General features: G+C 50.8%; 6 protein-coding genes. 2 read left to right on the forward strand and 4 right to left on the reverse strand.

Annotation, left to right across the window (positions count from 1 at the left end; genetic code table 11):
- Nucleotides 1-6: 6 nt before the first annotated feature.
- The 4 genes from GZZ87_RS19185 to GZZ87_RS19200 all read right to left on the reverse strand — a co-directional run bounded on the left by GZZ87_RS19185 (nucleotide 7) and on the right by GZZ87_RS19200 (nucleotide 6,628).
- Complete coding sequence (locus GZZ87_RS19185; RefSeq protein ID WP_162025347.1) at nucleotides 7-1,575, reverse strand: sulfatase-like hydrolase/transferase; 1,569 nt, start codon at nucleotides 1,573-1,575, stop codon at nucleotides 7-9.
- Nucleotides 1,576-1,587: 12 nt separating this feature from the next.
- The gene (locus tag GZZ87_RS19190; protein ID WP_244648205.1) at nucleotides 1,588-3,093 is read right to left on the reverse strand and encodes a sulfatase; all 1,506 of its coding nucleotides are present in this window, start codon (nucleotides 3,091-3,093) and stop codon (nucleotides 1,588-1,590) included.
- Nucleotides 3,094-3,644: 551 nt separating this feature from the next.
- Entirely contained in the window at nucleotides 3,645-5,120 is a 1,476-nt protein-coding gene (locus GZZ87_RS19195) for a sulfatase (RefSeq protein WP_244648203.1), read from the reverse strand.
- 11 nt (nucleotides 5,121-5,131) lie between these two features.
- Nucleotides 5,132-6,628, reverse strand: coding sequence for an arylsulfatase (locus GZZ87_RS19200; RefSeq protein WP_244648201.1), 1,497 nt, complete (start codon nucleotides 6,626-6,628; stop codon nucleotides 5,132-5,134).
- Nucleotides 6,629-7,086: 458 nt separating this feature from the next.
- Here GZZ87_RS19200 and GZZ87_RS19205 point away from each other — a divergent pair, with 458 nt between their 5' ends.
- Complete coding sequence (locus GZZ87_RS19205) at nucleotides 7,087-10,797, forward strand: DUF1800 family protein (RefSeq protein WP_162025346.1); 3,711 nt, start codon at nucleotides 7,087-7,089, stop codon at nucleotides 10,795-10,797.
- Nucleotides 10,798-10,828: 31 nt separating this feature from the next.
- Nucleotides 10,829-12,226: a DUF1501 domain-containing protein gene (locus GZZ87_RS19210; protein ID WP_162025345.1), complete on the forward strand. Its 1,398-nt coding sequence runs from the start codon at nucleotides 10,829-10,831 to the stop codon at nucleotides 12,224-12,226.
- Nucleotides 12,227-12,229: the final 3 nt, after the last annotated feature.

The raw sequence follows: 12,229 nt of genomic DNA on the forward strand, positions 1-12,229 counted from the left end.
ATTGAACTACTTTTTCTTTTTCACTTTCTTGCCAGATGCTGGGCGATACTCAGTTAAGCGAGCCTGCATCTCTTGCACGACTTCGGGATACTCGTTGTAGAGGTTTTTCGTTTGGTTCACGTCGGCTTCGAGATCGTAGAGCTGTGCGGGTGGTGCACTCTTTTTGATTTTTCCGTTTTCGATATCACTGTTCTCGTTGCCGACAAATGAGATACAAGCAGGGCCACCTGCACCATGCGTGCCGGGTTTGCCCGTAAAGCCTCCGCTCCCCTTTGCGGGAATATAAACCCACTTACCTTTACGTAGTGATACGTGAGTGGATTTATTCGGGCAGAGCACTAGCTCCTCACGCAGAGGCGTTGTCGGATCACTGACCAGCGCGGGTAGTATATTGATACTATCTGCGAGTTGTTTCTTTTCGATGGTTTGCCCTGTGATCGCGGCAAAGGTCGCGAGAAGATCGATACTACTAATCAATTGATCGGAAACTGTGTCAGGTTGGATCTTACCTGCCCATTTAGCGATGAACGGCACACGGTGGCCGCCTTCCCATACACCAAACTTGAAGCCAAGTAGATCCGCGTTGATTCGGTGCCCTTTTTTAAAGGCATCTTGTCCGTTGTGATTAAACATGCCGCCATTATCACTCGTCACAATGATCAAGGTATTATCAGCCAACCCATTCTTTTCTAAACAGTCCACCAGCTGCCCGACCATCCAATCGAGTTCGTGAATAAAGTCACCATAGAGCCCAGCTTGGCTAGTGCCTTTTAAGTGTGCTGCTGGAGTGAATGGATGGTGGATGTTGGGCGTTGGGAAATAGAGGAAGAAGGGCTCATCCTTATTGTCCTCAATCCAAGTCACGGCTTTCTCAGTGAGCAGAGTGCCGGTCTTTTCATCGTCGTAAATCGCATGTGCTGCCTTCGCTCCGCCCACCTTGTTTTCGGTTTTCTTGCCTGCTTCCGGTGGATAGGTGGTCGTTACCGAATACGGCTTTTTGAAAGTGATCGGATCAGCTGGGTCGTAGCCGACGATGCTGTCGTTCTCGACATAGACATAAGGAAAACCGCTGTTCACTTTTGGCACGCCGAAGTAGTAATCGAAACCGAGCTCCAGTGGTCCCGGACGTAGCGGCTTGTTCCAGTCGGTCTTGCCTGTGCCGAAGCCGAGGTGCCATTTGCCAATCGCGGCCGTGGCATAGCCTTTGTTTTTAAACAGTTCACCGAGCGTCAATTTGTTTGTATCAATCATCAACGACTGGAAGTGCCCGCACGGCCCCCAATAGCCTTTGCCGCCGTTCCCACGAAACGGATAGTTTCCAGTTAATACACCGTAGCGCGACGGCGAGCAAACAGCAGACGGCGAGTGTGCATCGGTGAAGCGACGCCCTTCGGCGGCGAGCTTGTCAATATTTGGCGTCTGCACATGAGTGGCACCGTAACAGCCAAGGTCACCGTAGCCGACGTCATCGGCATAGACTAAGATTACATTCGGGAGCGATTCGGCGCGAACCGCCTGCCCCGAAAGGACGGAGAGGCAGAGCAGGCTGAGTTTGAATAAAGTTGTTTTTTTCATGTGTGGATAGAGTTACTTTTTCTTTTTTTTCTTTGGGGCATGCGCACCTTTAAATTCGGTTTTAGCAGCGCCTTTCTCTGCATCAGATAGTTTCGCCCATTCGGTATTGTGATTACTGAGGATCGGCACCTCAGGAAAGAGCGTGCCTGTGGGACGTTGCTCGGAACCGCGCTCCATGTATTCGCCCAACTTCTCGCGAGTCTGTTCCGCTAATGCCATCATCTCAGAAGCACGTTCGGGATGTTGAGCGGCGACATTGCTCTTTTCCGCGGGATCAGTGGACAGATTGTAGAGCTCTGGCGATGCGGTCGGTTTCGCTTTGCCAGCTGCGGTGCTCCACCACGGCATCTGCGCTTTAGTGCGTGGTAGGTGCAGTTTCCAATCGCCGACGCGCACCGCTTGTAGGTTTTCGCAGTTATAGTAATAGAAGGCCTCGCCTTCTGGACGGGCGATCTCCCCACCCTCAAATAATGGAGCGAGGCTGACGCCATCAAAGATGCGGTCACTTGGCAGTGGTTCGCCGATCAACTCACTCAGCGTCGGAAATAGATCCATCGCAATCACTGGAATGTCTGAAACCACTGGCTGAATCTGCCCCTTCCAATACAGGATGAACGGCACACGGTGCCCGCCTTCGAGCGAGACATACTTCGTGCCACTATAAGGCTTCGAGTATTTCGCAGAGGTCGGGCCATTGTCAGAGCTAAAAATGACCAAGGTGTTCTCAAGAATGCCGTTGGCCTCGAGTGCGTTGAGAATTTCACCGATGCCCCAATCCACTTCTTGGATGATATCCCCTCGTGCTCCATCCTTGGAGGATTTTCTAAATTTGGAGCCAGCCTTAAAAGGTGTGTGCGGATAATTGTGCGCGTAGTAGATGAAGAAGGGCTGATCCTCCTGTCCTGAGCGAGCCGAATGGGTAAAATCTTCAATATGTTTCACCATACGCTCGGTGTAGAGGGTCGTTAGCTGATCAAGCGGTGTGTTTTGATAGATCACCTCTTTGCCATCATAAAAGCGCTTATCGTGCCCCATGTTCTCTGGCGCACCGTAGTAATAGTCGAAGCCCTGATGCCAGTAGAGAAAGGGCTCTTGCATGCCGAGGTGCCACTTGCCGACCATTGCGGTGGTGTAGCCTTGCTTCTTAAATTGCTCAGGAATGGTGATCTCGTCTGGGTGCAGGCCAAGAAACCAGTGTGCTTCACGTTTCGGGTTGATCCCCATGTAGAGGCCTGCTCGCTGTGGATAGGCACCCGTCAGAAAAGCTGCCCGTGAGGGCGAGCAAATCGAAGCACCCGTATGGAAATCGGTGAATTGCATGCCCTCGGCCGCCATGCGGTCGATGTTCGGCGTGCTGACTTTCGTCGCACCATAGCAGCTCACATCACTGTAGCCCATATCATCCATTAGGATGAAGATGACGTTCGGTCGAGGAGGTGTTGTTGTCTCGGCAAATGCAGAAGTCGAGAGCATTACAAGCAAGCCGGATACAACAGAATAAATTCTACGTTTCATCATAGATACAGTGTTGTGCGGTCTCGGTTGCATTTTGGGACAGTTCAGCCATGTTTACGCATCAATTTTGTCTAAGTAAGCCAATCCTAGTGTATTTTATTAAGAAATCCAACAACTGCTTACACAAGGTCGATCTGTGATTAGACAGGAGTGAGGGGGTTGGGGTTATAGCTGAATATGAGTATTTGGATAGCAAAGTATACCAAAGAAACGCCCTAGCGTATATCACTTGATCAAGGCATTCTGGAAAGTATTTTACCACGGAGATCACAGAGGCACAGAGGCTTAGAGGACTGAGTGTCAGAGCAGAGCACGCGCTCCAATACAGCGTGATGGCTCCGTGTCTTGGTGTTCTCCAGCAAAGCGGGTGGTTCAAATGATACTGCACCCAGAATCACAAATCATGATGCGTGCTAGTATAAAGTAGAAGCGGCTTCCCCAGTATTCAAGCGGCTGGAAGCACGCTTCTACTTTCGACAACTCTCCTTAAGTTAGTGGCATACGCGTTAAAGCTTAAGAATAAATTTTCTTCGTAGGATGATGTGAGTATAAACTCAGTCCTTATTTTGAGGGTTGGGTAAACCATGCGGACGTTGATCGGACCCAACAACATTAACATCGCCTATCTCGAGACGTGCCCGTTCCGCTTGCTTCATTAACTCGGCGGTCACTTCAGGATGTTGCGCAATGACGTTGTTCTTCTCGGCTGGGTCGGCATCGACATCAAACAACAGCGGCTTTTTTAGGCTCAGATACGGCTTGCGCGGTGCGGTTCCTTTTTTTGCCCAATAGGGCTGATCGTTGATCGTGCGCGGCAGGTGCAGCTTCCATTGCTCGTTCCGCACCCCCTGTAGATTTACACCATTATAATAGTAGAAATACTCGTGCGGGCTTTCATCCGTTTTACCTGTCAGCAGGTCGAGGATGTCTTTACCGTCCAGTGTGACTCCCTTCGGTAGTTCGGCTCCTGCAACATCACAGAATAGCGGCAGTAGATCCATGCTGGTAATCATGGCGTCCGAGACTTGGCCCGCAGGGATATGTGTCGGCCAAGAGAAGATCGCCGGCACGCGGTGCCCTCCTTCCATTGTGACATATTTCCCGCCTGTAAAAGGCTTTGCTGAACCGTGTCGTGCGGGGCCGTTGTCCGATAGGAAGACGATCAATGTATTGTCACTGAGGCCTGCGGCCTCCACGGCATCAACCACCTGTCCAACACTGTCATCGAGCTCCAACACAAAATCGCCAAACTTGCCTGCCTTCTTCCCCGCAGTGCCTTTGAAAGGCTTACTCGGCAAAATCGGATCATGCGCAATGTGATGTGCGAAATAGATGAAAAACGGTTGCTCGTGCTCTGCTTTGATGAAGTCGACGATCTCGTCGGTATAGAGCTTCGTGACTGCAGTAAATGGGACATCTACATCAACCGCTTCTCTGTTCCGGTAGATGGTGCGTTCGTCTACGCGTTCTTTCACGGTGCTATAGTTGCTGTGTAATCCGAGATAATCATCGAATCCTGCATCGAGCGGATGCGAACCCTCGACATGAAACCCGAGGTGCCACTTCCCCACCATCTTGGTGGTGTAGCCTGCCGACTGCAGCAATTCGGGCATCGTGACCTCTTCCGGCGCGATGCCATACTGAGCATATTTCTCTGTCGGGTGCCTCGAGATTGGATGGCCTGCACGCATGGGATAGCGACCCGTCATCAGCGCCGCACGCGAGGGGCCGCAGACATTCGCGCCGACCAGACAGTCCGTCGACCGCAAGCCTGCTGCAGCCAATCGGTCGAGTTCGGGGGTCTTTAACTTCGAGCCATAGCAGCCTACATCGCCATAACCAAGGTCATCGGCAAAAATGAGAATGATGTTTGGTTTCGACAGGCTCACCACAGGTGGTTTCGACCCTTCGGCTTCGCTCTGGGCAGACAGGCTCACCACAGGTGGCTTTCCGGCATCAGCCATCGCAACGGCCGAGACTAGACTAGCGATCGCGACAACCAGTGCCTGAGTGAGTTTGAGTGGATGCATTGATTTTCTCTCTATTTCCAAATTTGGATCTTGTTGGTATCATTTGGCACCTTCGGCCCGTCCGTGCTGCGGCCTTGGTCGACATACGCCTGTAGCTGTGCCACTAAATGCTCGACGACTTCTGGGTTTGAATCAAACAAGTTGGTCGTCTCTGCGGGGTCTGCTTCTAAGTCGTAGAGTTGCCCCTTTGGAGAGCCTTTGATTGCTTTATGCTTAAAACCGCCCGAGCCCTTAGAGAGCACGAGCTTCCACTTGCCCTCGCGGTAAGCGAAGTGCCCTTTGATCGTGTGATGAACGATCCCTTTCCGGCTGGTTTCAATCTCTTTGCCCTCTAGGGCAGGTAGAAAACTGACACTATCCTCGGCGGCATTGGCAGGCAATTTCGCGTCTGTCAGTGCGGCGCAGGTTGCCATGAAATCTGTTAGGCAAATAGTTGCATCGCTGGTGGTGCCAGCTTTCACTTCGGCAGGCCATTTCACAATGAACGGCACACGGTGCCCCCCCTCCCAAATGTCGGACTTGTAGCCACGATAGTGTGCGCTGGGGAAATGCCCCTCAGCTTCCATCTCTGCGACACCTGCCTGTGTATATGAGCAGCCGTTATCGCTGGAAACAATGAGTAAAGTGTTCTTCGAAAAACCAGCATCGTCTAAGGCCTGCACAATCGTTCCGACAAAGTCATCGGTCTGCATCATGAAATCACCATAGGCGCCCAATCCGCTTTTTCCCTGCCACTTAGGAGTGGGCACGATCGGTGTATGCGGCGATGGCAGTGACAAATAGGCGAAGAACGGTTGCTCACTGTTTTGACGTTGAATGAATTCAACCGATTTCTCCGTCAACTCATCTAGCACATTCATCACTTCGAAATCAGGTTCGGCCGGTCCCCTGCGCTTCGGGTGTGGCTCTTTCATCACCGTGGCTTCGCCAACAAACTTGTTGTTCTCGATATAGATATAAGGCGCCATATCGAGCGAACCCGAAATCCCGAAGAAATAGTCGAAGCCTAGATCATAGGGGCCGGAAGTAAGTGTCCCGTTCTTCCAATCGATATTTCTCAACCCTTTACCTTTTGGGAAATTCATCCCGATGTGCCATTTACCGATCATGGCGGTGTTGTAGCCCTGCCCTTTGAGCAAGCTAGCAACCGTCATACGATCCGTAGGGATCAGAGGCTTGCCGAAACCATTGAGCACCCCGCCCTGTTTTGTGGTGCGCCAATTATAGCGCCCCGTCATTAAACTATAGCGAGATGGCGTGCAAACAGAGGAACTCGTATGCGCATCGGTAAAGATCATGCCCTCTTTCGCCATTTGATCCATATGTGGCGTGGGGATTTTACAACGCTCTGGGTTGAGCACCTGCACATCACCATAGCCCATGTCATCCATGAAAATGAAGACAATATTGGGCTTTTCGTCAGGTGAACCCGCTCCGAAACTAATGATCGGGGACGACAGCATCGCCCATATTGCAACCAGGACTGCTAAATGTGGATTAGACTTCATAAAATACCTCATCCTTTTAGCATATTTTCACTTTGTGTTCTTACCATCAAATTATACAGCACAAAAGTGGGGGCATTTGGCTACGAATCCATGTCGCATCATAATAAATCCTCCTCATTTCGTCTATAACTGGTTCAAGTTACTTGTTGAATGATGCCAAAAGAGACTCACAAATGATAGAATGGGGCATCAGAATAAACCAGCGCTCCCTCTTTAGGTTTCGTTGTAACACAACAAGAAGATACCCCAAAGCTCAGTGAGCACTATAGCTCAAAAGCAGGGAGATGAATCACGCATTTACGATGAAATGACTATAAATCATTGACTGTAAATGGACAACGCACTTTTTCTGGCCCGATTAGCTGGCCAAATACTTTCTGTAGAAACTCTAATACGCAAACACTCGAAACTACCCGATGAACTATCAGTTTCATAAAGCCCGAATTAAAGAAAACATAATGAAAACCATCATCGCTATCGTGTGCTTTATCTCGGTTTCATTTGTTTCTCACGCTGCCCCCTTGGTGCAACTTTCTGGCGACATGACGCCAGAGGCTAGTTCCACGAACCTTGCAGTCAGTATTGCTGGCAATACGGGATCGAACTCAGCGAATACGTCCACCACCACTGGCTATTGGACCAGCGCATCGGCGACGACCAACTCGACTTCGACCGAAAGCATTCACAATGCGATCACCTTAACCGTGTCTGGCCTCGCAGATACAGAGGTGATTGCGCTGACACACATCGCTTTCGACTATGTCCGGCTGACATTGAACGGTTCGACACCGATTCTAGATCTATATATCGATAGAGGAGATGGATACGGTGACTCCATTTTAACCGTCAACGATGATCCGACTAGCGCCAACCAAACAGATGCGATTTCCTTCCCCACGCACCTCACACTTCAGAACGGGGACTCGATTACATTCGGATTCTCGTTTGCCGATGCCCATGGGCTCGAGAGTCGGACGCACCTCATTGATAATTTCACTCTCAGTGGCACGACCTACTCCACCGCGGAGAATCTGGGCATACGCTTTGCCGAACTCTCCGGAGAGGCGACCCCAGATTATGTCGATGAACTGTTAGATGTCAGTATTACTGGCAACACCGGCTACAACGCAGACGCGAGAGGCTCAGACTTTGTCGCTTACTGGACGAGTTCGGATGCGACTTCGAGTGATCCATCCAATACGGATATTCACAATGCCTTCACCTTCACGGCGACTGGGTTAACTGGCGAAGAATCGATTGATCTAACTGCGCTACGTTTTGATTTTACCAGATTACAGCTGAATTCATCCAATCCTCAGATGAATATCTACCTTAATACAGGCGATGGCTATGGAGATCCGATTTATGTCTTTACCAATTCGACCACACTGACTGATCAAACAGATCTAGTCTCCTTAAATACCACTATTACTTTAACGAATGGAGAGTCCGCCACCTTTGGATTTTCGTTTGGAGATGTGCGCGGAGGAACGAATCGCACACATTTCATAGACAATCTAATCCTCTACGGCAGCTATGACCTCGATTCAGGAACCGACAGAGTGGACCTGAATAATAATGGTGTCGGCGACATCTGGGAATATCGCTTCAATGCGACTGAGTTAGTGAGTGATGCTGCAACGAAGGCTCAGGATTATGATGGAGATGGGATTTCAAACATCGATGAATCCATTGCCGGAACCGATCCTTTCGACGCCCTTTCACGTCTAGATCTCAAGATTAAGCATGATGAGACAGAGGGCTTAATGCTATCCCTTCCAACACAGCGCGGGAAAGGCTACACCATCTTCGGAGGGAATCGCCTAAGTCCCGAAGACTGGGATCCAGAGAATCTGCAATTTGAAGGAAGCGGTAACGAAATGGATTTCTCGATCACCTCCAATGACGACACTTACTTCTTTCAAGCGGTTGTGGATGACATCGATACTGACGAAGATCGAGTCTCACGCTGGGAAGAACTACAACTTGCTGGATTTACAGATGATGACGCCACTTCTGGCGATGATGAGAACATCACAGATTTCGATCGGCTCAAGAGTATCGCCCAGGCGGCATTACAATCCTCCCTCACGATCTCCACCGATCAGCACGTGCTCTATGAGCTCGAAAATATACCTGCGACTGTCACCTTCACCCGCTACAGCACTCGATCCGATGACTTGCTGAACCTAGAGCGAGCAGAAACCTTTCAGATCACTGATACCACCAAGGTGGCTTCAAATGCGGCATCTGCGAGCGATTACTTCCTCACCGATACCAACGGCAGCCCATTAACGAACGGCCTGCTGACAATGCCTGCTGGAGTGGCCTCGGTGCAAATATCCATACACCCCATCGCTGACGGCGTCATTGAGTCCGACGAGCAGCTAACACTCACCGTCGGAGATGCGAACCTGAATCTATGGATTTCAGATGCGGAAACAATGCCATCAGCCGATTACATCGCCATTTCCCAAGCAGGCCATTTCCTATCACAAGCCTCCATGGGCGGCACACCCGAAATCATCTCTGCGCTCGCCAATGAAATCAGAGACAATGGCTACCTGACCGCCTGTGAAGCGTGGATCGATGACCAACTCACCCTGCCGAGAGAATCCACCATTACCCAGGATTGCTACGACCACCAGCTAACCTTCTTGGAAGGAAACTCGGTTCCCTCCATCAACATTCAAAACTTTGAATTCGTTTGGTGGGGCAAAATGATTCAGACCAACGAACAGCTGCGGCACCGTGTCGCGTTTTCCCTCAGCCAGGTATTTGTGACTTCATCTGCCTTTTGGGCCAATCAAGAACGTAACAACGTCTGGGAGTCCTATACTTCCTATTACGACAGCCTGATGGACCTAGCCTATTCGACACACCGCGATTTGCTTGAATCCATCAGCTACGACCCATTCATGGGCGTTTATTTATCCTCCGCTCAGAACCGTAAAGAAGATGTATCCTTAGGAACCTATCCCGACGAGAACTACGCCCGCGAGGTCATGCAGCTCTTTTCATGCGGTGTGTATTCACAAGATCAATACGGCGAATACCTCTTGGATGCAAACGACGATCGCATCGAAAACTATGACAATGACGACATCAAAGAGCTGGCCCAAGTGTTCACCGGCTTAAGTTTGACGTCATCGGAGGGCGTCGGCGCCGACTTTGATTCACCGAGAAGCAACCTGGGATCCAGATACCAATTCCCCATGATCATGGTCGACAGCTACCACGACACCTCCTCGAAAGTGCTCTTGGACGGCACCGTGCTCGCAGCAGGACAATCAGGGGAACAAGACATTTCAGATGTATTAGACCGTCTAGCGGTGCACCCGAGCACCGCACCACATTTGTCTCGTCTACTCATCAAACGATTCACCAACTCCAACCCAACCAGCGCATATATCGGTCGCGTGACCGAAGCATGGCGCGGCGAAGGCACGTATGGCAATGGCGAGATCGGCAACTTTGTCAGCGTCATCAAGGCGATCTTACTCGACCCCGAAGCGCGACTCGGAGTGGATTATGCAGTCGACGAAACGACTGGCGCGATCACAGCCACCCCCACCCTCGCGACCGCTGGAAGAATCAAGGAGCCGATCCTAAAATGGACGCAATTCTACCGCTTCGCTCAAGCCCTCTCTGGTGACGAGGACGGCCTGATCCGTGTCCAAGCAAAAACAAAACAGGCAGCGAATGATCAGACTCCCGATTTCGGACAGATCCCCATGCGGGCGCCGTCCGTCTTTAACTACTATGACTCGGACCACTCCCCTTCCGTTGGAGATCTAGCCGAAGCCGAAATCACCTACGGCCTGCACTTAACTTCACCGGAATCAGAGATTTTGACGCCATACATCATTAATCAATTTGAGAGTTTCTACGAGATTGTGAATGCAGATGAGCCCGTCAGCTTTTCCAGCTACAATAGTTATGTCTTCAGTATCGATTATAGTTACCTCGGCTATCTCTATCGTAAAAACCAAGAGGTCGCGGGCTTCATTGATGACGTCAACTTATGGCTCTGTAACGGCCAAATCTCCCCCGAGCTCAAAGGCAAGCTCGTGACCATCGCGAATGCCAATGGCGCAGGCTCTCGAGAGAACTTCACTAAAATTTTATCCATCCTCTTTAATTCCTCCGACTTCAGCGTTGCCTACTAATAGACCGGCCCAACCACTCTCAAATTCGACAATGAAAAAATCATCACGAAACTTCATGACGCGCCGCCGCTTCCTCGCTGACTGTGGCAAAATGACTGGAATTGGAGCCATGTCCTCCATGCTGTCACTGTCGATGGTCAACAAACTGTTTGCAGCGCGAACTCCCGGCTCGGTCACCGACTACAAAGGGCTCGTCTGTATCTTTCTCTTTGGTGGCAATGATTCCTACAATATGCTCGCACCGGGTGTCAGCGGCTATGCCGATTATCTCGCGACACGTGGCGTGCTCGGCATCCCGCTAGCGGACACGCATCAGATCATCGAAAGCTCGCAAGACTACCACTTAAACACTAGCCTCGCAGACCTCAAAACACTCTTCGATAATGAGGACTTAAGCTTTATCACCAATGTGGGCACACTGATCCAACCCACCACACTCAGTGAATACAGTTCAGGCAGCGTGCCATTGCCGTATGGACGCTTTTCGCACAATGATCAACTAGAGCAGTGGCAAACCTCCATCTCCACCAGTAAAACCGGCCCCTTCGCAGGCACCGGTTGGGGCGGCCGAATGATCGACATACTAAATGATGCCGCGAATAACAACGCCACCACCAGCGTGAGCCTAGCTCCTTATGGAGCGAATACGTATCAAGTCGGCAATTCCTCCAGCCCGTTCAATACCAGAGGCGGCGTCAACTCACTCGATCTTTACAAGACAGATAGCTTGGTGAAGCTCGGCATGGACGCGACTTTAGAAACACAGTATGCCTCCGTATTGCAGGCACATCATAACTATATCCGGGAAGATGCCTTGGCGCAGAGCGAACTCTTAGAGCAGATTGAGCAAAATACCGTCATCAACACCGTCTTCCCCGATAGCAGTCTCGGACAACAACTCCTCCAAATCGCGAAGTATATAAAATCCCAAGGCATCGATGCTCTCAACGCAAACCGCCAAACCTTCTTTGCCGGTCAAACAGGCTTTGATACCCATGGCGGCGGGATCGATACACATAACAGTTTAATGACCACGCTGAACGACGCACTCGTCGCCTTTAACGCGGCACTCAAAGAGATCGGTTACCATGATCGCGTCGTTACTTACACGGCGTCTGACTTTGGCCGTTCGTTGACACCCAATAGCGTCGGCTCTGATCACGGATGGGGTGGCAATCAACTCGTGATGGGCGGCCCCGTGCAAGGCGGCAAAGTCTTCGGCACCTATCCAGACATCGCCTTAAACACGACCACCGATGTCGGGCGCGGCCGACAACTGCCCACGACCTCAGTCGATGAACTACACGCCTCACTCGCCTACTGGTTCGGCGTCGAAAATAACAGCGAAATGGAAACCGTCGTCCCCAACATTCGAAATTTTTGGACCAGTGGTTCCACCGAGACTCCGATCGCGGGTCTGTTCGCTTAATCG

This window comes from Lentimonas sp. CC4, assembly GCF_902728235.1.
In the GTDB taxonomy this organism is placed as follows: domain Bacteria; phylum Verrucomicrobiota; class Verrucomicrobiia; order Opitutales; family Coraliomargaritaceae; genus Lentimonas.

Bases quoted from the DNA above. Each gene is read 5' to 3' on its own strand.
- GZZ87_RS19185 (WP_162025347.1), bottom strand. From the start codon at position 1,575: ATGAAAAAAACAACTTTATTCAAACTCAGCCTGCTCTGCCTCTCCGTC.
- GZZ87_RS19190 (WP_244648205.1), bottom strand. From the start codon at position 3,093: ATGATGAAACGTAGAATTTATTCTGTTGTATCCGGCTTGCTTGTAATG.
- GZZ87_RS19195 (WP_244648203.1), bottom strand. From the start codon at position 5,120: ATGCATCCACTCAAACTCACTCAGGCACTGGTTGTCGCGATCGCTAGT.
- GZZ87_RS19200 (WP_244648201.1), bottom strand. From the start codon at position 6,628: ATGAAGTCTAATCCACATTTAGCAGTCCTGGTTGCAATATGGGCGATG.
- GZZ87_RS19205 (WP_162025346.1), top strand. From the start codon at position 7,087: ATGAAAACCATCATCGCTATCGTGTGCTTTATCTCGGTTTCATTTGTT.
- GZZ87_RS19210 (WP_162025345.1), top strand. From the start codon at position 10,829: ATGAAAAAATCATCACGAAACTTCATGACGCGCCGCCGCTTCCTCGCT.